Origin of the sequence: Skermanella stibiiresistens SB22 (assembly GCF_000576635.1) — a bacterium.
GTDB lineage: Bacteria > Pseudomonadota > Alphaproteobacteria > Azospirillales > Azospirillaceae > Skermanella > Skermanella stibiiresistens.
The window spans coordinates 1-21,801 of record NZ_AVFL01000048.1 but is presented as its reverse complement, the minus strand read 5'-3'; the positions used below and the strand labels follow the sequence as shown (position 1 = coordinate 21,801).

The 21,801-nt window shown below is 64.3% G+C and carries 21 protein-coding genes and 1 pseudogene; 20 read left to right on the top strand and 2 right to left on the bottom strand.

Translation table 11 applies throughout. The features are described 5' to 3' along the window. Positions 1-28 precede the first annotated feature (28 nt). From N825_RS32800 to N825_RS32745, 12 genes are all read left to right on the top strand, one after another. Positions 29-1,003 (top strand): branched-chain amino acid ABC transporter permease, encoded by a 975-nt coding sequence (locus tag N825_RS32800; protein ID WP_198039019.1) that lies wholly within the window; start codon positions 29-31, stop codon positions 1,001-1,003. Continuing rightward, a complete protein-coding gene (locus tag N825_RS32795) occupies positions 1,000-1,752 on the top strand; it encodes an ABC transporter ATP-binding protein (protein WP_037461040.1) in 753 nt (250 codons plus the stop codon). Before N825_RS32800 ends, N825_RS32795 begins: the two co-directional genes overlap by 4 nt. Continuing rightward, complete coding sequence (locus tag N825_RS32790; RefSeq protein ID WP_037461038.1) at positions 1,749-2,465, top strand: ABC transporter ATP-binding protein; 717 nt, start codon at positions 1,749-1,751, stop codon at positions 2,463-2,465. The genes N825_RS32795 and N825_RS32790 overlap by 4 nt, the downstream gene beginning before the upstream one ends. Before the next feature lie 36 nt (positions 2,466-2,501). Then, positions 2,502-3,287: an SDR family NAD(P)-dependent oxidoreductase gene (locus N825_RS32785; RefSeq protein WP_037461069.1), complete on the top strand. Its 786-nt coding sequence runs from the start codon at positions 2,502-2,504 to the stop codon at positions 3,285-3,287. Positions 3,288-3,306: 19 nt separating this feature from the next. After that, on the top strand, positions 3,307-4,053 hold the full coding sequence (locus N825_RS32780; RefSeq protein WP_051513898.1) for an NIPSNAP family protein: 747 nt from the start codon (positions 3,307-3,309) through the stop codon (positions 4,051-4,053). Then, a complete protein-coding gene (locus tag N825_RS32775) occupies positions 4,037-5,407 on the top strand; it encodes an MmgE/PrpD family protein (RefSeq protein WP_051513896.1) in 1,371 nt (456 codons plus the stop codon). The genes N825_RS32780 and N825_RS32775 overlap by 17 nt, the downstream gene beginning before the upstream one ends. Continuing rightward, positions 5,397-6,311, top strand: a complete 915-nt coding sequence (locus N825_RS32770) for an isocitrate lyase/PEP mutase family protein (protein WP_051513893.1) — start codon at positions 5,397-5,399, stop codon at positions 6,309-6,311. Before N825_RS32775 ends, N825_RS32770 begins: the two co-directional genes overlap by 11 nt. A gap of 27 nt (positions 6,312-6,338) precedes the next feature. Further along, a complete protein-coding gene (locus N825_RS32765) occupies positions 6,339-7,538 on the top strand; it encodes a M24 family metallopeptidase (protein ID WP_037461037.1) in 1,200 nt (399 codons plus the stop codon). Beyond that, positions 7,535-8,359 (top strand): sugar phosphate isomerase/epimerase family protein, encoded by an 825-nt coding sequence (locus tag N825_RS32760; protein WP_051513891.1) that lies wholly within the window; start codon positions 7,535-7,537, stop codon positions 8,357-8,359. The genes N825_RS32765 and N825_RS32760 overlap by 4 nt, the downstream gene beginning before the upstream one ends. Positions 8,360-8,383: 24 nt before the next feature. Continuing rightward, on the top strand, positions 8,384-9,811 hold the full coding sequence (locus N825_RS32755) for an amidohydrolase family protein (RefSeq protein ID WP_037461036.1): 1,428 nt from the start codon (positions 8,384-8,386) through the stop codon (positions 9,809-9,811). 100 nt (positions 9,812-9,911) lie between these two features. Then, positions 9,912-11,216: an NtaA/DmoA family FMN-dependent monooxygenase gene (locus tag N825_RS32750; RefSeq protein WP_037461034.1), complete on the top strand. Its 1,305-nt coding sequence runs from the start codon at positions 9,912-9,914 to the stop codon at positions 11,214-11,216. A gap of 65 nt (positions 11,217-11,281) precedes the next feature. Continuing rightward, on the top strand, positions 11,282-12,028 hold the full coding sequence (locus tag N825_RS32745) for an SDR family NAD(P)-dependent oxidoreductase (RefSeq protein ID WP_198039018.1): 747 nt from the start codon (positions 11,282-11,284) through the stop codon (positions 12,026-12,028). On the opposite strand, the gene N825_RS32740 is transcribed toward N825_RS32745, so the two are convergent. Together N825_RS32740 and N825_RS32735 are read right to left on the bottom strand one after the other, a co-directional pair. Next, positions 11,966-12,940 (bottom strand): LysR family transcriptional regulator, encoded by a 975-nt coding sequence (locus N825_RS32740; protein ID WP_051513890.1) that lies wholly within the window; start codon positions 12,938-12,940, stop codon positions 11,966-11,968. The two genes, N825_RS32745 and N825_RS32740, sit on opposite strands and share 63 nt — an antisense overlap. Positions 12,941-12,964: 24 nt before the next feature. Continuing rightward, entirely contained in the window at positions 12,965-13,915 is a 951-nt protein-coding gene (locus N825_RS32735) for a LysR family transcriptional regulator (RefSeq protein ID WP_037461030.1), read from the bottom strand. A 136-nt stretch (positions 13,916-14,051) separates the two neighbouring features. On the opposite strand from N825_RS32735, the gene N825_RS32730 reads away from it, so the two are divergent. The 8 genes and pseudogenes from N825_RS32730 to N825_RS32695 form a co-directional block, all read left to right on the top strand. Further along, positions 14,052-14,591, top strand: a complete 540-nt coding sequence (locus tag N825_RS32730) for a thiamine pyrophosphate-binding protein (protein ID WP_037461028.1) — start codon at positions 14,052-14,054, stop codon at positions 14,589-14,591. After that, a complete protein-coding gene (locus N825_RS32725; protein WP_037461027.1) occupies positions 14,579-15,175 on the top strand; it encodes a thiamine pyrophosphate-dependent enzyme in 597 nt (198 codons plus the stop codon). Before N825_RS32730 ends, N825_RS32725 begins: the two co-directional genes overlap by 13 nt. Positions 15,176-15,189: 14 nt before the next feature. After that, on the top strand, positions 15,190-16,677 hold the full coding sequence (locus tag N825_RS32720; protein ID WP_037461026.1) for an aldehyde dehydrogenase: 1,488 nt from the start codon (positions 15,190-15,192) through the stop codon (positions 16,675-16,677). Positions 16,678-16,718: 41 nt separating this feature from the next. Further along, a complete protein-coding gene (locus N825_RS32715; RefSeq protein ID WP_037461025.1) occupies positions 16,719-17,882 on the top strand; it encodes an acyl-CoA dehydrogenase family protein in 1,164 nt (387 codons plus the stop codon). Next, a complete protein-coding gene (locus tag N825_RS32710; RefSeq protein ID WP_037461024.1) occupies positions 17,882-19,012 on the top strand; it encodes a CaiB/BaiF CoA transferase family protein in 1,131 nt (376 codons plus the stop codon). The genes N825_RS32715 and N825_RS32710 overlap by 1 nt, the downstream gene beginning before the upstream one ends. Then, positions 19,009-19,857, top strand: coding sequence for an HTD2 family dehydratase (locus tag N825_RS32705; RefSeq protein WP_037461022.1), 849 nt, complete (start codon positions 19,009-19,011; stop codon positions 19,855-19,857). Before N825_RS32710 ends, N825_RS32705 begins: the two co-directional genes overlap by 4 nt. Positions 19,858-19,925: 68 nt before the next feature. After that, positions 19,926-21,575 carry an electron transfer flavoprotein-ubiquinone oxidoreductase gene (locus tag N825_RS32700; RefSeq protein WP_037461020.1) on the top strand — a complete coding sequence of 550 codons (1,650 nt, stop codon included), beginning with the start codon at positions 19,926-19,928 and terminating at the stop codon, positions 21,573-21,575. A gap of 91 nt (positions 21,576-21,666) precedes the next feature. Then, a pseudogene (locus tag N825_RS32695) lies at positions 21,667-21,801 on the top strand (IS6 family transposase); the annotation flags it as partial.

Sequence of the window (21,801 nt, the reverse complement as noted above, 5' to 3'; positions counted from 1 at the left end):
CGTCATGAATACGAACATGCTTTCCCGAATGAGACTGTCAAATTGCGTCGCCCTCGTGCTGATCGCCGCCTTCGCGGTCGCACCGCTCGTCGCCCATGGGATCGGTCAACCGTTCTACATTGTCCTGATCTCGCGGATCATGATCTTCGCCATAGCCGCGATTGGCGTGAATCTCGCGCTCGGCTACGTTGGCATGGTCAGTCTCGGCCACGCCCTCTACATCGGGATCGGGGCCTACGCGGTCGCCATCTCGCTCCACTCCGGCCTCGCGAACGGCTGGGCGCATCTCCTCATCGCGCTCGCTGCCGGGGGTGTCATCGCCGTGCCGATCGGCCTCGTCTGTCTGCGGACAAGCGGTTTCGGCTTCGTGATGATCACGCTCGCGTTCTCGCAGATGTTTTTCTATCTGGCGGTCGGCCTGAGGCAATACGGCGGGGACGAAGGCATGCCTTTGCCGAGCCGGAGCGCGTTCTTCCCGCTGGACGCGGCGAACGCCACGACCTTCTACTACATGGCTTTTTTCGTGCTGATGCTCGTGCTCCTCCTGCTTCACCGGCTGATCCACGCGCGCTTCGGCATGGTCATCCGGGGATGCAAGCTCAACGAGGCGCGGATGAGGGCGCTCGGTTTCAGCACGCTTCGCCACAAGCTCGTCGCCTATGTCATCTCGGCTGAGATCTGCGTTCTCGCCGGCGTCCTGCTGGCCAACCTGACGCGCTTCGCCACACCCTCGTATCTCGAATGGATCATGTCGGGCGATCTGGTCGTCATGACGGTCCTGGGCGGTGCCGGTACGCTGATCGGCCCGCTGGTGGGGGCTACCGTCTGGGTCGTGCTGGAGGAACTGCTGGCGTCCTTTTACATCGATCTGCCCTGGAACCTCAGTGAATTCATCCGCAGCAACTGGACCGCGGTTCTGGGCATCGTCATCATCGTCGTGACCCTGACGCTCAAGAAGGGGCTCTACGGCTTCCTGGTCGCGCGCGACGGAGGTGTGCGATGAGCCTCCTCGAAGTCAAAGGTCTGGTGAAGCGCTTCGGGGGACTGCTCGCCACCGACAATCTTGACCTGACCATCAAGCCCGGCGAACTGCACGCGATCATCGGGCCCAACGGTGCGGGCAAAACCACACTCATCAGCCAATTGTCCGGCACGCTTCGGCCGACGGAAGGCAGCATTCTGCTGGAAGGACGGGACATCACCCGATGGCCGGTGCATCGGCGTGCCGCGCTCGGTCTCGCGCGCTCCTACCAGATCACCTCCGTCTTCACGGAGTTCACCGTCATCGAAAACGTCATGCTGGCGGTTCAGGCCCGCAGCGGCTCCAGCTTCTCGTTCTGGACCAACGTGCATTCGGATGCGGCCCTGGTCGAACCGGCACGCGATATCCTGAGGCAGGTCGGTCTTCTGGATGTCGCCGATGTGCCGGTCGCGCGGATCGCGCATGGCGGGCGTCGTCAGCTCGAAATCGCCATGAGTCTGGCGATGGCGCCCCGCTTGCTGCTGCTTGACGAGCCGATGGCGGGAATGAGCCATTCGGAATCGAAGGAGATGGTCACGCTCCTGCGACGGCTGAAGGGGCAATACGGGATCCTGCTGGTCGAACACGACATGTCGGCGGTCTTCGCCTTGGCCGATCGCATCACCGTTCTCGTCTATGGCAAGCCGATCGCCTGCGGCAGGCCGGAGGAGATCCGCAAGGACAAGGCGGTGCGCGCGGCCTATCTCGGTGAAGAGGAGATCGCGGCATGACGACGCTCCTTCAACTTCGCGACGTGACCACCGCCTACGGTTCCATCCAAGCCTTGTTCGGGATCAGTCTCGATGTCGCGCCGCGTCAGGTGGTGACGCTTCTGGGCCGCAACGGCATGGGCAAGTCCACGATAGTGAAGACGATCTGCGGAATGATGCCGTCCTTCAGCGGCTCCGTACGCTTCATGGACAGAGAGGTCCTGGGTCTACCCTCCTACAAGATCGCGCGGATGGGTCTTGGCCTGGTGCCGGAAGGGCGGCGCATCTTCCCCAACCTGACGGTGCGCGAGAACCTCGTGGCCACGATGGGTTTGAGAAGCGGCGCCCCCGCGGAGAGCCGTTGGTCGGTGGACGAGGTCTTCGACCTGTTTCCCCGGCTGGCCGAGCGCATCGGCAACGGCGGGAACCAGTTGTCGGGCGGCGAGCAGCAGATGCTGGCGATCGGGCGTGCCCTGCTGACTAATCCGGTGTTGCTGATCTTCGACGAGGCGACCGAAGGGCTGGCGCCGCTCGTCCGTGCGGAAATCTGGTCCTGCATCGAAAAGGTCAAGTCTCGCGGTCAGGCCATCCTGCTGATCGACAAGAACATCGAGCATCTGATGCGTCTTGGCGACCAGCATTACGTCATCGAGAAAGGGCATGTGGCCTGGTCCGGCACGACAGCCGGACTGCGCGCCGCGCCGCATATCCTCTCTGAACATCTCTCGGTGTGAAGCATGGCGGCCCACTCGCGGCCGCAAGGAGACAAGATGTCCGACATGAATGGCAAGGTTGCCCTGATCACCGGTTCGGCGCGTGGGCAGGGGCTCGCGATGGCGCGGCTGTTTGCGAAGAAGGGTGCGGCGGTGGTGCTGTGCGATGTGCTTGAGGAGGAGGGCGGGGCGGCTGTCGAGGCCTTGTCGACGGATGGTTTCGAAGCGCGCTTCTTCATTCACGACGTTTCGTCGGAAACATCCTGGCGGGGTTTGATGGAGGACATCATCGCGTGGAAAGGCCGGCTCGACATCCTCGTCAACAATGCGGGCATCGTGAAGCGCAAGAACATCGCGACCTATGCGCTGGTGGACTGGCAGGACGTTCTCAACGTCAACCTCACCGGCGCTTTTCTCGGCATTCAGGCGGCCGCCCGGCTCATGCAGGCCGCGGGTGGAGGCGCGATCGTCAACATCGGCTCGAACTCGGCCTTCGCCGGCCATCCGGACGTCGCCTACGCGGTCAGCAAATGGGGCATGCGTGGCCTGACGCGATCGGCGGCCATGGAGTTCGCATCCTCTGGGATCCGCGTCAATTGCGTCTGCCCGGGCGTTGTCGTGACGGATATCAACCGAGATGCGCCTCATCTCCAGGGCCTTCTCAATTTGACGCCACTCGGCCGAGCGGCGGAACCTTCGGAGGTGGCTTCCGTGGTCTGTTTCCTCGCCAGCGACGATGCGGCGATGGTGACCGGTGAGGAGATCCTGGTCGATGGCGGTTTCACCAATGGCGGCGCCTACTGGCGGACCGGAATGGATGCCGGCTTTTACGGCGCGCGATAGGCTGGGAAGGGTTGGGCCCATGTTGTTCGAAAGGCGTTGCTACACGTTCAAGCCTGGCGAGATCGACCGCTTCTGGGAATACCAGGAACGCTGGAACACGCCTCGCCACATACCGCGGCTTCTGGAGCGCAATATCGGATATTTCGAAACCGTCGCGGGGCCGGCGGAGCAAATCGTGATGCTCTATCGCTACGATTCCTTCGAGGATTGGCAGTCGCGGCTCTTCTCCGGCATCGACGAGGAAAGGACGAACTACCTTGTCGCCGGTCGCGCGCTGATGCTCGCGCAGGAAAACATGTTCCTGAAGGTCTGCCCCGTCGATGCGTTGAACCCTGTCTGGGGCGAAGGGCGTGACTGGCTCCCAGGAGAGCCGCGCTTTTCGGTCGCGAGATCGGAAACCGTCTGCCTCGTGGAGGAGGTGACGGATTTTCGGCCGGGCGCGCTTCCGGCGTATTGGAACGCCTGTCGCGCGCATTCGACCGCCGACGAGCGGGCGCTTGGTCATCTCGTGGGAACCTTCGTCGCCCTCGTCGGGCGGCAGCACCGTGTCATTCGATATCACTGGTCGGAAGACCGCGAGGCCGCGCTCGCCACATTGGAAGACCAGCGCCGCGCGCCCGCCTGGACCCGCTTCGTCGAGGGCTATCGCGACGACGTGGTCCAAAGCCAGACGCGTCTGCTGCGCGCGGCGCGCGTGGCCTGGATGCGCAATCTTTTCGAACCGATGGCGCCACCGGAAGGAGACAACGATGTTGAACCGCGTTGATGGCACCTCGCCGGCGGCAGGGGCGACACAAGCCCTCGCACGCTTCGTGGCGGAGACGGTTTCGCTACCGGCCACGGTCGAGCTTGTCGCCCGCCGCTGCTTCGTCAACATCGTCGCCAACATGGTCGCGGGGAGCGCCGATCCCGAAATCGGCCGGCTCTTGATGGCGCACGAGGCTCTTGCTGGCACTCCGACGGCAACGGTTCTCGGCGTGCCGAAGAAGGTCGATCCAGCGACGGCGGCGCTCGTCAATTCGGCGAGCGGCAACATCCTCGACTTCGACGACACCCATCCCGCGACGCTCATCCATCCGACGGCACCGATCCTTTCGGCCATCCTGCCGATCGCCGAACGGGATGACGCCTCGATGGCGGACGTCCTCCTGGCGGTCGCCCTCGGTGGTGAGGTTGCCATCCGCGTCGGCCGCGCGCTCGGCCGGGACCATTACACCGCCGGATGGCACATCACGGCGACCTGCGGAACGATCGGCGCGGCGGCCGCCGCGGCGAAGATGCTCAGGCTCGGCGAAGGCGGTGTGCGGGACGCCATCGGGATCGCCTGTTCGCAAGCCGCCGGCATCGCGGAGAATTTCGGTTCGGCGGCGAAGACCATCGGTGTCGGGTCGGCCGCCCGGAACGGGCTCCATGCCGCCCTCTACGCCAAGGCCGGGTTGGCAGCCTCACCGACAGCCCTGGAGGGTCCGAAGGGTTACCTGCGTGTGACGGCCGTCAATTCCGACGCCGCCCTCATCACGCGTGGACTGGGTGACGACTGGGAGAGCGGCGACACCTCGCCCAAACCCTATCCGACCTGTGTTTTCCTCCATCCCGTCATCGACGGGATCTTCGAGTTGCGGCGCGCGCTTTCCAACGATGTCGGGATCGGCAGGATCGTCGTGACCGGACATCCGCTCCTGCTCGCCGTGACCGATCGGGCGCTTCCGGAAGATGGGCACGAAGCCAGGCTCAGCCTGCATCACAGCGTCGCCGTCGCCTGGAAGAGGGGAAGGGTTGGTCTCGACGATCTGACGAATGACGCTGTTCATGACAGGGAACTTCGGCACTTGGCCGGGCGTGTCTTCGCGATCGCCGACGACGCCATGTCGCCTGAAGCCGCCCGTGTCAGGGTCGAGACGAGCGACGGCAAATGCCACGATGTTCTTGTGGAGGCGGCCCGCGGCAGCGTGCGGCGTCCTCTTACGTATGATGAGCTTTCCAACAAATGCGCCGATCTTCTGGCGCGGGACGGATCGCCCATCGTCGCTCCGGCGGCCTTGGTGAGCCTCTGCTGGCAAGGTGCGAGCCACGCGGATCTTCAACGCATTCTCGATCTGGGGGCTGGCCGTGCGGCGTGACGCGATCGAAACAACCGCCTTGCCGGCCTCCCGGAAACGTCGTGATCTGCGGGCGTTGGTCGCGGGGCCACGTTGTGTCTCGCCCGCTTCCGTCTTCGATCCGATTTCGTCGCGCATCGCCGGCGAACTGGGGTTCCCCGCCATGATGCTTGCCGGTTCGGTGGCATCGATCGCCGTGCTTGGGGCGCCCGACGTGACGGCGATCACGCTCAGCGAATTGGCCGATCTCGCCCGTCGCGTCTGCCGTGCCAGCAGCCTCCCGCTGATCGTGGATGCCGACCATGGTTATGGCAACGCGCTCAATGTCCGCAGGACCGTCGAGGAACTGGAACAGGCCGGGGTCGCCGCCATCACGATCGAGGATACGGACCTTCCGGATCGCTTTGGCGCCCGCGGCGTGCCTGGGCTCGTTCCTCTGGATGAAGCCGTTGGCAAGATCAGGGCGGCCTTGGCGGCGCGCACCGATCCCGGCCTGATGATCGTTGGCCGCACCGGCGGCGCGGGGCTGGCGGATATCGAGGATGCGCGCCGGCGGCTGCGCGCCTTCGCGGAAGCCGGAGCCGACATGGTCTTCGTGCGCGGCGTCGAAACCTCCGAGCAGTTGCGCGATGTCTTGGACGGACTGGAGACGCCGGCCATCCTTGGGACGTCGAACCGGGCTCTCGCCGATATCGACGTTCTGAGCGACACGACCGTCCGGATCGTCCTGAAAGGACATCGTCCGATGATGGCCGCCTACCACGCGGCGCGGGCGGAGATGGCGGCGGACCGGGAAGGCGGGGTCGGCCCGCCCATGCTGTCGACGGGCGACCTCGATCGGCTCACCGGACAGGCGACATACGAGATGTATCTCGAAGATTACCTCGGCGGCGCCGGCCGGCGCGAAAACCATCATCTGGGCTGAGCCCGTCAAGAACCTTTGGAGAATCGCATGAGTTCCATCGCGACGCAGGCGCCCCTTCGAGCGGAAACGCACGAGCCGCCGTTCGATACCGGCAAGCTGGACCGGCTCATGGAGGAGGCGGGGATCGACATGCTCCTCGCGACCTCGAAGCACAACATACAGTATCTGCTTGGCGGGCACCGGTCCGATTTCTTCCACTTTATGGATGCGCTCGGCACGAGCCGCTACCTGCCCATCTTCATCTACGCCAAGGCCATGCCGGATGTGGCGGCCTATATCGGCCATCAACTCGAGCGGCACCAGCGACAGGTATCGCCCTTCTGGACGCCCATGAGCTCGGTAGGTCCGTCCGGCGTCGAGGACGCGCTGCGGGAGGCGATCACCCATATCCGCGAGACGGGGCTGCCGGTCGGCAGGATCGGCGTCGAGACGGCCTTTTTGCCGATGAACGCTGCGCGCATCCTTTCGGACGCGTTTCCCGAAGCGACGTTCCACGACGCCCTCTTCCCGCTGGAGCGGCTGCGCGCGATCAAGACGCCACGTGAGATCGCGTTGCTGCGAAGGGCGTCGCAGAAGGTGATCGACTCCATGATGGCCACGGTGGCGGCGATCACCGAAGGCATGACCAAGGAGGACATCATCCAGCGGCTGCGACTGGAGGAGGTCGGGCGTGGCCTGACCTTCGAATATTGCTTCCTCTCCCTGAGCACGAGCCTCAACCGGGCCCCCTCGGCGCAGTCCTTGAAGAAGGGCGACATCCTGTCGATCGATTCCGGCGGGAATGACAAAGGCTATATCGGCGACCTCGCGCGCATGGCCATTCTCGGCGAGCCGGATGATGAATTGGTCGGGCTGCTCGACGACGTCGAGGCGGTGCAGCAGGCGGCGTTCGCCGTCATTCGGCCCGGTGCGACGGGTGACGACATCTACCGTGTGGCCGAAGACCGCCTGCATGCCTCGCCAATCGCGCCGGATGCGCATTTCCTCGCCCACGGCATGGGGCTGATCAGCCATGAAGCCCCACGCCTGACGGGCCGCGGTCCAATTCCCTATGAGGGCTACGATGCCGATCGCCCGCTGGAGGCGGGCATGGTGATCTCCGTCGAGACGACGCTCGCGCATCCGAGACGCGGGCTCATCAAGCTCGAGGACTCGCTCGTCGTGACCGAAGACGGCCACGCGCTTCTTGGCGAGGGCGGACGCGGATGGAATCGGGTCGGCGCATGATGACGTTGCGTCCGGACCTCGCCATCAACCTCGTGACGCTTGGACCCTCGATCGATTTCGGTTCGGCGGCGAAGCTTTGCGCCGCCTATGGCATCCGCCATGTCGGTGTCACGAAGGAGCAGGTCGGTGCGGTGGGAGTGGCGGAGGCGGCGCGGATCCTGCGCGGCGAAGGACTTTCCGTCACCGCCTATGCGCGGCTGCCCGCCTTTCCCGCAACGCGCGGCGGCGCATGGCAAACGGCGATCGATGAAGCCTTGGGCATGATAGAGGCCGCGCGGAGCATCGGTGCCACCGGCATCATCGCGACCGGCGGGCGGGTTGGCGGCGACAACAAGGACCTGGGGCGGGCGCGCCTCTATTTCGCCGAGGGTTTGCAGGCTTTGCTGCAGCCTGTCCGCCAAGCGGGGCTCCAGATTCTGCTCGAGCCCCTGCATCCGATGTATGCCGCCGATCGTGGGCTGTTTTTCACGCTACGGCAGGCCCTGGAGTTCTGCCGCTCCTTTCGCGCCGACATCGGCGTGATCGTCGACGCCTATCACCTCTGGTGGGATCCCAACCTCGCCGACGACATCGGCCGGGCCGCGGGCCTGATCCGTGGCTATCACGTGAGCGACTGGCGTCTGCCGACACGCACCCTCCTGACCGATCGAGCGATGATGGGTGATGGCTGTATCGATCTGCCGCGCATCCGCCGGCTCGTGCAGGACGCCGGTTATGCCGGGCCCCACGAGGTCGAGATCTTCTCGGAGCACGACTGGTGGAAGCGTCCGCCGGTCGAAATCCTCAAAACCTGCATCGAGCGGTTTTCCACCGCCTGCTGAGCCATAGCGATACAAGGATACGACATGCCGCGCAAAATGCTGATCAAGAACGGACTTGTGGTGACGCTGGACGGTCTGCGGGGCGACGGTGAAAAGCTCGACATCCTTCTCGAAGGATCACGCATCGTCGCGATTGACCCTAAGATCGAGGCCGGCGAAGCGGAGATCGTCGATGCCTCCAACATGCTCGTCATGCCAGGTTTCGTCGATACGCATCGGCACACCTGGCAGACCATGCTGCGCGGCTTGGCGAGCGATTGGTCGCTGGCGCAATATGCCAAGGGCGCGCATGCCACCTTCAAGCATCTCTATGCGCCGTCGGACATCTATCTCGGCAACCTGCTCGGCCGTATCGAAGCCCTGTCGTCCGGCATCACCACCATGCTCGACTGGTCGCATGGGATTTCGTCGCCCGAGCATGCGGACGCGGCGGCCCAAGGGCTCATCGATGCGCCGGGCCGCTCCGTCTTCGGTTACAGCGCCCATTTCGGGTTTCCGAACAACACGCCGATCGATGAGGATCTACGGCGCCTGCGCGAAACGATCTTCAGCGGCGATGACGGACTTGTCACCCTGGCGCTCGGCCTGCGCGGACCGCAATATACGTCCATCGAACGGACCGAGGCCGATGTGCGTCTCGCCCGCGATCTCGATCTCAATGTCACCGTTCACGGGGGCTCCGCCGGTTGGGGCAGGAACCGCCCGGTTGGCCGCATGTTCGAGCGTGGCCTGCTCGATCATCGCACCACCGTGGTCCATTGCAACACGATCGGCGACGATGAGATCGCGATGATGGGCGATTGCGGCTGCACGGCCTCCGTCAGCCCCTTCGTCGAAATCCAGATGGGTTTCGGCTGGCCGGCGACCGGGCGGCTTCTCGCGGGCGGCATTCGTCCGAGCCTCTCGATCGATACTTGCACGGCGGTGTGCGGCGACATGTTCCGCACGATGAACACGGCGCTGATCGCCCAGCGCGGCCTTGACAATGAGGGGAAGGGCAGTGCGCCCGACCAGCGGGGCCTGGATCTACGCTGCCGCGACGTCGTGGAATTCGCGACGATCGAGGGTGCCCGGGCCTGTGGACTCGATCGGCGGATCGGGACCCTCGAAGTCGGCAAGGAAGCGGACCTGATTTTTCTGAAGATGGATGATCCGACGGTGTTCCCCGTGAATTACCCCCTGGGCATGGTCGCCATTTCCGGACATCCGGGCCTCGTCGACAGCGTCATGGTCGCCGGTCAATTCGTCAAGCGTGGCGGACAGCTCATCGGCGTGGACCTGCCCCAGCTGCAAGCGCTTGGCGTCGAGTCCCGGGAGAGGCTTGTCACCCGCGCGAAAGCCCAGCACGAGGCGGATCTGGCGCTGGCGCTCGACGGCAGCTGGCATCCGCCAACCGCCGATTACACGGCGGCCGCCGTAACGGGGCGAAACACCGCCACCAGCCGCAGCTGAAGCCGCCACCTACCGCGACCGAACATCATTCCGGCCGCCGTGTCAGTCCCTGATCCGCGGCGATGCCTTCGCACGCCATCAATGTCCTTGGAGGAACGCCATGCCCCATATCCATTTCAACCAAGTGCTGGTCTTCAGCCCGATCACGCACACGCAGATGACCTGGGCCGACCCCGGCGATCGGCAGGGCGCCGATTTCACCACGCCGGGCTACTGGCAGGGTCTCGCCAGGACGCTGGAACGTGGCCGCTTCGATGGGGTATTCTTCGCCGATACGCTGGCTCTGCCAGCGGAATCTCAGGCGAGCGCCGCCGACACGATGGCCTTCGGGTCCTACTTTCCACGCCTCGACCCCTTCGCCCTCATTCCTTACATGGCGTCCGTCACGGAGCATCTGGGCTTCGGTGTGACCCTTTCGACGGCGGGTACGCCGCCCTTCCTCGCCGTTCGCCGTTTGGGAACGCTGGACAACCTAACCGGAGGTCGCGTCGCCTGGAACGTGGTCACGAGCCACGTCCGCAACGACTTCGAGGCGCTGGGCCTGACGCGGCCCGACCATGATTCCCGCTACGATCAGGCGGAGGACTACATGGAGATCTGCTACCGCCTGTGGGATGCTTTCCCACGCGATGCGGTGGTGGCCGACAGGGAGAAGGGGGTCTACATCGATCCCGCTCGTGTCGGGAAGGTGGACTTTGACGGTAAGTACATGAAGTGCCACGCCTATCCGGTTGTCATGAATTCGCCACAGGGCCGGCCGCTGATCTTCCAGGCGGGGCAGTCGGGACGCGGGCTGAGCTTTGCCGCGACCCATGCCGATGCGATCTATGGTCTGCAGCCGCGCCTCGGCGCCATGACGAAATTCGTCGAGGCCGCGGATGCGGCGGGTTTGGCCGCCGGCAAGCCGGATCGGCCGAGGGTCTTCTTCGGCCTCCAGCCGATCATCGGCGGAACGGAAGCGGAGGCGCGGGCGAAGCGTTCGGCGCTGGCGAAACGGGTGCCCGTGAAGACGGCGCTCAGCCGGTTCGGCGCGATGATCGGTGCGGATCTCGATGATCGCGATCTCGATCAGCCTCTTGCCGATGTGACCACCAACGCGTCGCAGGGGCTGCTGTCCGCCATGCTCGATGTCTTCGAGGGGCGTGTGCCCTCCATCCGCGAGGCGGCACTGCATTGGGGCACCTCCTATGGCATGCCGCAACTCGTGGGCACGCCCGAGCAGGTGGCCGACCAGATCGAAACCTTCTGGCGTCAATCCCGCTGCCACGGCTTCAACATCAGTCCGACCGTCAACCCCACGAGCGTCGAGGACTTCGTGGATGGCGTGGTGCCGATCCTGAGGAAGCGTGGATTGATGCGGTCCGACTACGAAGGGAGGACCTTCCGGGACAATCTCCACGCTTGATTCGATCGCGCGGCGCCTCTCGGGCCGCCGCGCGTACCGGCCGTTTTTCAATCCAGGGGTTGATGATGCTTGATGGCAAGACAGCGATCGTGACGGGCGGCGCGCAAGGCCTCGGTCTTGCGATCGCGAGAACCTACGCTCGGCATGGCGCTCGTGTCGGCCTGTTCGATATCGACGAGGCGGCCGTCGAGCGCGCCGCAGCAAGCCTCAGGCAGCAAGGATGGCGGGCTGATGCCTATGGCGTCGATGTCACGGATCGCGCCGCGTATCGTCGGGCGGCAACCGATTTCGTCGGGCGAGGCGGATTGTCGCTGCTGGTGTCCAGTGCGATCTGGACACGCTATGGTCCCTTGCGCGACCTCACCCCCGACCTGCTGCGTTGCCAACTCGCCGTCGGTGTCGATGCCGTCATCTGGGGTGCGCAGATCGCCCAGGATCTGATAAGCGCGGAGGAAGGCGGAGCCCTCGTCCTCTTCGGCTCCGCCGTAGGCCAACTCGGCTATCGCGGGACGACGGCCTATTCCGCGGCGAAGGGCGCGATTGGCGCCCTCACGCGTCAACTGGCCATGGAGCTTGGGAACGCGAAAATCCGCGTCAATGCCATTTCGCCGGGTCCGATCCCGACGGAGGGAGCCATGGCGATCGTTGGCGAGGAAGGGTATCGGCGCCGCATCGAGCGCACCCCGCTCGGCCATCTCGGCGCGCCCGACCACATCGCCGAAGCGGCGCTCTTCCTCGCGAGCGACGCCTCACGCTTCGTCACGGGACAAATGCTCAGTGTTGATGGTGGGTTTTCGATCGCCGGCCTCTGAGCCTTCCGGATCGCGTCGCGACATGTCGAACCGCCGCAATTCACGACGGATGACCGCCGCGATGCCGGAAAGACCCTGAACGAGCGGGCGATTGGTGGGTGTCGCGAGCCCGATCGCCCAGGTGATCGGCTCGTCGATGAGCAGGGAGGTCCGCAACTCGCCGCGCCGAACCTCCGCCTCGACGGCGCTTTCCGGCAGGATCGTCGAGCCGAGGCCGGCCTTCACGAGGCTCAGCATGGATTCGAAGGAGTCCGCTTCGATCCTGATCTTGAGATCGATGTGCTGGTTCGCCGCGGACATGTTGACAAGGCGACGCAGGCCATATGGCGCGCTTGGAAGTATCAGCGGAAAGGAGCCGAGGCTGCTTGTCCGCGTTCGGGGTGGCAGCGGCTGCGCGGAAGCCGAGGTGACCAGCGCCAGCCGTTCCGTGATCAGCTTTTCCGACCGGATCGCGGTCACCCCGGTGGCTTGGTACATCACCGCCATATCGAGCCGGCCCCGTTCCAGCCATTCGACGAGATCGCCCGACAGACCTTCGACAAAGCGCAGCTTGATGCGCGGGTGCATGCTGATCAATTCCTGCGCCAGAGGCCGGACCAGCAATCTGCCGACGGTCGGCGTCATCCCGATGATCACGCTTTCCAGCCCGGTGGAGCGCGCGTTCGCCGCTTCCTGCCTGGCGAGCTCCATCTCCTCCAAGGCCCGCGTCGCGCGTTCCAGCAGCCTTTTTCCGTGGTCGGTGAGCATGACGCCACGGCCGTTGCGATAAAATAGCGAAACGCCGAGTTCCTCTTCGAGGTTGCGGATGTGACGGCTCAGAGCCGACTGGTTGATCGACAACGCGAGGGCGGCGCGCGAGATGCTCCCGTGCTCCACGATCTTGCAAAAATACTCCAGTTGCTGCGAGTTCATGTGCTTTCCGCCCTCCTCGAGCGATCAGAGCGGCTTCGAGATCGCCGGATCGTCGATCATGTAGCCGGACCAGACCCCGCTGTTCACGAGATCGCGCGCGATCTCGACGAAGGAGCCGCCGATGTAACGCGCCGCGGCATTGATACGCGCGTCCGATGCAAAGGCCACGACCAGCTTTCGGCTCGGAACTGGATCGATGAGCGGTGCTGCCGTCACGATTCCGCGCGACAAATGGTCATAAATGGGTGGGAGCGGCAGGATCGTTGAGCCGAAGCCGCTTTTCACCAGTGAGAGCATGGCTCCGAAGGAGTCGACCTCCACGGCCGCCGTGAGCTGAACGCCGGCCTTGCGCGCGCACTCGTCAACGATACGCCTGAGGCCGTGCCTCGGGCTCGGCAGCACGAGGGGCATGGCCGCCAGCGACGAAAACGGCTCCGTGCGGTCCAGGCTGAGTTTCGCGGATGCCGGACCGATCAGCAGCAGGTTCTCCACCATGACCGGCTTTATGACGAGGGATGGCTGGTGTTCGAGATCATAGGAAAACGCGACATCGAGCTCGCCGCGCTTGAGCCAGTCCATCAGATGCCCGCTGAAGGCCGAGGAAAAACGCAAGCCAAGATTCGGGTGAAGGGCCTTGGCTCGCTCCATCAACGGCGCGATCAGGAACTCCGAAACGGTGGGCGTCATGCCGACTTCCACCTTGCCGCTGAGGGTCGTCTTCGCGGCGGCGGTGGTGGAACGGATCGCATCCATCTCGCGCATGATCGTCGCGGCATGACCCAGTACCGCTTCGCCGACGGCGGTGATGACCATGCCGCGGCCATGCCGTTCGAAGAGATGGACGCCGAGTTCCTCCTCAAGCAGCCGGATCTGACGGCTGAGCGCCGGCTGGGCGAGATTGAGCCTTTCGGCCGCCTTGCTCAGGCTGCCCAACTCCTCGACATGGATGATGGTTTTAAGCTGCTGAATGTCCATGCCCAGCCTCCTCTCCCGTCCAAACCTATCAAGCTATAAAACATCTGTATATCTCTTTTCGAATAATTGAATTTTACGTTATCGCTCGGGGTTCTGTAAGTGAAGGGCGGAACTTAGCGAACCGTGGAGGAAAAATATGGAAGCGGCGCTCCAAGGCGCATCCGGGACGGGCTGGCAGGACGATGTTTTCCGCGTCCTGAAGGACCACGACGTCAAACATGTCGTCTACGTTCCCGATGCCGGTCACTCGACCGCCATCCGACTGTCGGAGGCCGACGATACGATCCATTCCGTCGTCCTGACGACCGAGGAGGAAGGCATCGGTTATCTCGCCGGCGCCTGGTTGGGCGGGGAGCGGGGCGCTCTTCTCCTGCAGTCGAGTGGCGTGGGCAATTGCATCAACACGCTGGCGCTGCAGGTCTGCGCGCAGTTTCCGCTCCTGATGGTCGTGACCATGCGCGGCGACTGGGCCGAGTTCAACGGCTGGCAGAACCCGATGGGACAGGCGACGGAAAGGTCACTCAACTTGATGGGCGTGATGACATGGCGGGCGGACGATCCGAAGGACGTCGCGCCGCTTCTGCATGGCGCCGCCACCATGGCTTTCAACGGCAATTCCTCCTGTGCCGTACTGCTCGGACAACGCCTGATCGGAGAAAAGAAGTGGGTGAAGTGACAAAGGGTGGCCCGCTCGACCGGCGCGAGGTCGTCCGCCGCCTGCTCGCGGATCGCCAGGACCTGCTCGTCGTCACCGGCCTCGGTTCCGCCTCCTATGACGTCATGGCGGCGGGAGACCATGACAACAACTACTATCTCTGGGCCGCGATGGGCAGTGCGGCGATGGTCGGCCTGGGGCTCGCCACGGCGCAGCCCGGGAAGTCCGTCCTGGTCATCACCGGCGATGGGGAGATGCTCATGGGCTTCGGCGCGCTGGCGACCATCGCGCTGCGCAGGCCGGCCAATCTGACGATCGCCGTTCTCGATAATGGCCACTTCGGTGAGACGGGCATGCAGGAAAGCCATGCCGGACGGGGCATCAGCCTCGACAAGGTCGCGGCATCCTGCGGCTTCTCGTGGACTGGGGAAATCACGGAGATGGCCGGCGTCGACGCGTTGAAGGCGAGGGTCGCCGCCCGGGACGGCCTGAAACTCGCGACGCTGAAGATCAAGCCGGAAAACCTCCCGCGAGTCCTGCCGCCCCGCGACGGCGTCCATATCAAGAACCGCTTCCGGGCGGCCCTTGGCTACCAGCCGATCTGAAGACGAGGCCCGTGATGACCGAACTCGCACGCTTCCGTAACGTCGTCGACGGCAAGGCCGTCGAGAGCGTCACCAACCGCTGGCTCGCTTCGATCAATCCGTTCGATGCGGAGCCTTGGGCGGAAGTGCCGCATTGTGGTGTCGACGATGCGGAGGCGGCGGTCGAGGCGGCTCATCGCGCCTTTGTCAGGGGACCGTGGGCGACGATGTCGGCCACTGCCCGGGGAAAGCTCCTGAGGCGTCTTGGGGATCTGATCACGCGCGACGCCGAAAAACTCGCCGCGATCGAGACGCGCGACAACGGCAAACTCCATGCCGAGATGGTCGGCCAGTGCCGGTACATCCCCGAATGGTTCCATTATTTCGGCGGACTTGCCGACAAGGTCGAGGGAGGCGTCCTGCCGATGGACAAAGCCGACCTGTTTTCCTACACCAAACGCGAGCCGCTCGGCGTCGTCGTGGCGATCACGCCGTGGAATTCGCCCCTTCTCTTGCTGACATGGAAGCTCGCGCCGGCGCTCGCGGCGGGCAACACCGTCGTCATCAAGCCTTCCGAGCACACCTCCTGTTCCACGCTGGCGCTGATGGACCTCGTTCGCGAAGCCGGCTTCCCAGATGGCGTGATCAACACGGTGACCGGTTACGGTCATGAGATCGGCCCGACGCTCACGCGGCATCCCATGGTCGCCAAGATCGCGTTCACAGGGGGCGATGCGACTGGAGCGGCAATCTATGCGGGGGCCGCGAAGGGTTTGAAGCATGTGACCCTCGAACTGGGCGGCAAGTCACCCAACATCGTTTTCGCCGATGCCAACCTTGATGACGCGGTGAAGGGCGCGATCTCGGGCATCTTCGCCGCTTCCGGCCAGACCTGCATCGCCGGTGCGCGCCTGCTGGTGCAGCGCTCGGTCCATGACGAGGTCTCCGCGAGGGTGGTCGATTTCGCCCGCGCCGCGCGCCTCGGTGATCCGATGGAGGCGACGACGCAGGTCGGCCCGGTGACGACGCTGGCGCAGCGCGAAAAAATCCTCGACTACATGGATGTGGCGCGTGACGAGGGAGCGCGATGCCTGCTTGGCGGCGGAACGCCAGACGATCCGGGGTTGGGCAAGGGTTGGTTCGTGGAACCGACGATTTTCGGCGGCGTGTCCAATTCCATGCGGATCGCCCGTGAGGAGGTCTTCGGCCCCATCCTCTCGATCATTCCCTTCGAGGATGAGGACGAGGCGATCGAGATCGCCAACGACACCCTCTACGGTCTCGCGTCGGGCGTCTGGACCTCCAGCATCCGCCGCGCCCTTACCATGGCGGACAGGATTCGGGCCGGAACGGTCTGGGTCAACACCTACCGCGCCGTCAGCTTCATGGCGCCGTTCGGCGGCTACAAGATGAGCGGCATCGGCCGCGAGAGCGGCCAGGCGGCGATCGATGAATATCTGCAGACGAAATGCGTCTGGATCAATCTGGCCGAGGGGATCGCCAATCCCTTCGTGCTCCGCTGAGCGCGGCCCGCCGGCGAATTCAAGACATCGGAGTGACGTGAATGCTGACGACGCGCGATCATGAGTATCAGGATATCAGGGACGCCGTGCGTGATCTCTGCGCCTCGTTTCCCCCGGACTATCACCGGAGGATCGATGAGAAGCTGGCCTATCCGGAAGAATTCGTGGATGCCCTCACCAAGGCCGGATGGCTGGCGGCCCTCATTCCGGAAGCGTATGGCGGGTCGGGCCTCGGATTGACGGAGGCCTCCGTGATCATGGAGGAAATCAATCGCTCCGGCGGCAATTCGGGTGCTTGCCACGGCCAGATGTACAACATGAACACCCTGATCCGGCACGGCTCCGAGGGACAGCGTCAGCGTTACCTGCCGAAGATCGCGACGGGCGAACTGCGGTTGCAGTCGATGGCCGTGACCGAGCCGACCGCCGGTACGGACACGACGAAGATCAAGACGACCGCGGTCAGGAAGGGTGACCGCTACGTGATCAACGGGCAAAAGGTCTGGATTTCGCGTGTCCAGCATTCCGACCTCATGATCCTTCTCGCACGCACCACGCCACTCGATCAGGTCAAAAAGAAGTCGGAAGGCATGTCGATCTTCATCGTCGACATCAGGGAGGCGACCGGCAAGGGAATGACCGTCCAGCCGATCTCCAACATGGTCAATCACGAAACCAATGAACTGTTCTTCGACGACCTCGAAATCCCCGTCGAGAACCTCATCGGCGAGGAAGGGCAGGGATTCAAATACATCCTGACCGGCCTGAATGCCGAACGCGCGCTGATCGCCGCCGAATGCATCGGCGATGGATACTGGTTCATCGATAAGGTGTCGGCCTATGCCAAGGAGCGTACGGTTTTCGGGCGGCCGATCGGGCAGAACCAGGGCGTGCAGTTTCCGATCGCCGAAAGCTTCATCGAGGTCGAGGCGGCGAACCTGATGCGCTTCGAGGCCTGCCGTCTCTACGACGTCGGCCAGCCCTGCGGCACGCAGGCCAACATGGCGAAGCTCCTGGCCGCCAAGGCGTCATGGGAGGCGGCCAATGCCTGTATCCAGTTCCACGGCGGTTTCGGTTTCGCCGCGGAATATGATGTCGAGCGCAAGTTCCGCGAGACGCGCCTCTATCAGGTCGCCCCGATCTCGACGAACCTCATACTCTCCTATGTCGCCGAGCATGTCCTCGGCCTGCCAAGGTCGTTCTGATGGACCACCTTCCCCTCAAAGGCCTCAAGGTCGTCGCCATCGAGCAGGCTGTGGCTGCTCCCTTTTGTACGTCGAGGCTCGCGGATGCCGGTGCGGAGGTGATCAAGATCGAGCGTCCCGAGGGCGATTTCGCCCGTGGCTACGATGATGCGGTGATCGGCGGCCAGAGCAGCTATTTCGTGTGGCTGAACCGGGGCAAGTCCTCCAGGATCCTCGATCTCGCTTCGACACAGGGCCGGGCGCACCTGGCCGACCTGCTGGGTCAGGCGGACATTCTCGTCCAGAACCTGAAGCCGGGTGCGCTGGATCGCATGGGCTTCGCGTCGTCCGCACTGCGCAAGACCTATCCGCGGCTGATCGTCTGTTCGATCAGCGGCTACGGCGAAACCGGGCCTTACGCCGATCGCAAGGCCTACGACCTGCTGATCCAGGCCGAGTCGGGACTATCTTCCGTGACGGGGGGACCTGAGGCGCCCGCCAGGGTCGGCATTTCGATTGTCGATATCGCAACCGGCGCGACGGCGCACAGCGCCATCCTCGAAGCGTTGATTGGCCGGTCCGTCACGGGCGTGGGCGCTGACATTCGTCTGTCGATGTTCGACGTCATGGCCGACTGGCTGACTGTGCCGCTGCTGCTACAGGAGGGCGGCCGGCCTCCCAAGCGGATTGGGCTCGCGCATGTCTCCATCGCGCCTTACGGCGTGTTCTCGACGCGCGACGGAACGGATATGCTGATCTCGATCCAAAGCGACCGCGAATGGCGAAAGTTCGCGACCGTCTTTCTCGCGAAGCCGGAGATGGCCCACGATCCACGCTTCGCGACAAACGTCATGCGGGTGCGCAACCGCGTCGAGACCGATGCGCTGGTGGCGGCCGTCTTCGCGACCGTGCCAGCGGTCGAAGCCGAGTCGCGCCTAGCCGAGGCGGATGTCGCCTTCGCCGCCGTCAACGACATGGCGGCTTTGTCCCGTCATCCGCATCTGCGGCGCATCACCGTCGAGACCCCGGACGGCCCAGTATCCTATCCCGCGCCCGCGCCGATCTTCAAGGGGGCGGAGCGCCGCCATGGGCCGGTGCCCGCGCTCGGACAGCTTGCGGCGCCGGCGGGCGACGGGAAGACAGGGCGATGACGCCATCCGTTCCATTGGACGCCGATCACCTGCGCTCGTGGGTCGGCCGCGAGGAAAGCGTGGATGCCGACATTTCGGTCGAACTCGCGGGCAAATTTGCGGCCACGTTCAACCTGACGGGTGATTTCCGCGGCGGCGATGTCGCTCCGGCGATGATCCACTTCTGCCTTGGCCAGCAGCCCGCGCCGACGGCATCGCTTGGCGCGGACGGCCATCCGGCGCGCGGCGGCTTTCTGCCACCGGTACCTTTGCCGAGGCGGATGTGGGCGGGCGGGAGCCTCGTCTTTCACAAGCCCCTGCGTATTGGCGATACGGTTACCCGTCGATCCCGCATCGCCGATGTCGCCGTCAAACAAGGAAGCGCCGGGATCCTGTGCTTTGTCGCGGTGGAGCATCGGATCGTGGTCGCCGGGGAGGAAATGATCACCGAGCGCCAGGACATCGTCTATCGCGGGAACGCACGCGTCTCCGCGGGGCGGCCTCCCATACCGGCACAGGCGGGCGAGCATCGGCGACGCTTCGAGCCGGCGGCCACGGTGCTCTTCCGTTATTCGGCGCTGACCTTCAACGGGCATCGCATCCATTACGACCGGGCCTATGCGATGACCGAAGAGGGTTATCCGGGCCTCGTCGTGCACGGCCCTCTGCAAGCCACGCTGCTTTGCATGCTTGCCACCGAGCTCCGGGGCGTTCCGCCGCTTCGATTCTCATTTCGCAGCCAGTCGCCCCTTTTCGATGGGACACCGTTTGGGCTGCATGCCCGCGGCACCGATGACGGGCTCTCCCTGTGGGCGGCCGCGGAGAATGGTCCGGTCGCGATGGCGGCGGAGGCGCGCTGGACATGACCGCATTGCCCGAAACGCTTCTACAACTTCGTGATCCTCCCGGAACTCGAAAAGGCGCTTTGACAAAGATGGACCTTCCCGAACGCGAGAGCATGGAATTCGACGTCGTCATCGTCGGCGCGGGGCCGGCCGGCCTGTCGGCGGCGATCCGGCTGAAGCGGGTGAACCCGGAACTGTCGGTCGTCGTGCTCGAGAAGGGCGCGGAAGTCGGCGCCCATATCCTCTCCGGCGCTGTGGTCGATCCCATTGGCATCGATGCGCTGTTGCCAGGCTGGCGCGAGGAGGCCGACCATCCCTTCAAGACGGAAGTGACGGACGATCAGTTCCTCTTTCTTGGTCCGGCCGGCTCCGTGCGTCTGCCGAATGCCTTCATGCCGCCGCTGATGAACAATCACGGCAACTATATCGTCTCGCTCGGAAATGTCTGTCGCTGGCTCGCCGGCCATGCCGAAGCGCTGGGCGTCGAGATCTACCCGGGCTTTGCCGCAACCGAACTGCTTTACAACGACGCCGGCGCCGTCATTGGCGTCGCCACCGGCGACATGGGCATCGATCGCAGCGGCGAGCCGGGCCTGAACTACACGCGCGGCATGGCGCTGATGGGCAAGTATGTGCTGATCGGCGAGGGCGTGCGCGGTTCGCTCGCCAAGCAACTGATCGCGAAATTCGATCTGCAGAAGTATCGCGAGCCGCAGAAGTTCGGCATCGGCCTCAAGGAGCTCTGGCAGGTCAAGCCCGAGAACCACAAGCCAGGCCTCGTACATCACTACTTCGGCTGGCCGCTCGGCATGAAAACCGGCGGCGGCTCCTTTCTCTATCACCTCGAAGACAACATGGTCGCAGTCGGTTTCGTCGTGCACCTCAATTACAAGAACCCCTACCTTTACCCCTTCGAGGAATTCCAACGCTTCAAGACGCATCCGGCCATTCGCGGCACCTTCGAGGGCGGCAAGCGCCTGTCCTACGGCGCCCGCTCCATCACCGAGGGCGGTTACCAGTCGGTGCCGAAGCTTTCCTTCCCCGGCGGCGCGCTGATCGGCTGCTCGGCCGGCTTCGTCAACGTGCCCCGCATCAAGGGCAGCCACAATGCCGTGCTCTCGGGCATGCTCGCCGCCGATCGTCTCGCCGCCGCCATCGCCGCCGGTCGCGCCAATGACGAGCCGCTGGAGATCGAGAACGGCTGGCGTGGCAGTCTGATCGGCAAGGATTTGAAGCGGGTGCGCAACGTCAAGCCGCTCTGGTCGAAGTTCGGCACGGCGCTCGGCGCGACGCTCGGTGGCCTCGACATGTGGATCAACCAGATCTTCGGCACCTCGCCCTTCACGCTTCGCCACGGCAAGACCGACGCCGCGTCGCTGGAGCCGGCCGCGCGGCACAAGAAGATCGACTACCCGAAGCCCGACGGCGTGCTGACATTCGACCGTCTGTCCTCGGTATTCCTGTCGAACACCAACCACGAGGAAGACCAGCCGATCCACCTGCAACTGAAGATCCCGGAGCTGCAGAAAACCTCCGAACTCGACGTCTATGCCGGGCCTTCGACACGCTACTGTCCGGCTGGCGTCTACGAGTGGGTGGAAAAGGACGGCAAGGACGTCTTCGTCATCAACGCCCAGAACTGCGTCCACTGCAAGACCTGCGACATCAAGGACCCCAACCAGAACATCAACTGGGTGCCGCCACAGGGTGGTGAGGGGCCGGTCTATCCCAATCTGTGAGGGGCGGCATGTTCGCAGTCGGCAACACGGCATCGTCAAGTTGGCGGCTGAGCGGGTTGCCTAGAGCAGCATGGGTCGGGTATGAGCTGGCATGACGAAGTCCCTCTACGCCGGCCACCGCTTCCCTGCGGAGCTGATCAGCTACACGGTGTGGTTGTACTTTCACTTTCCGTTGAGCCTTCGCATGGTGGAGGAGATGCTGGCCTTCCGCGGCATCGAGGTCAGC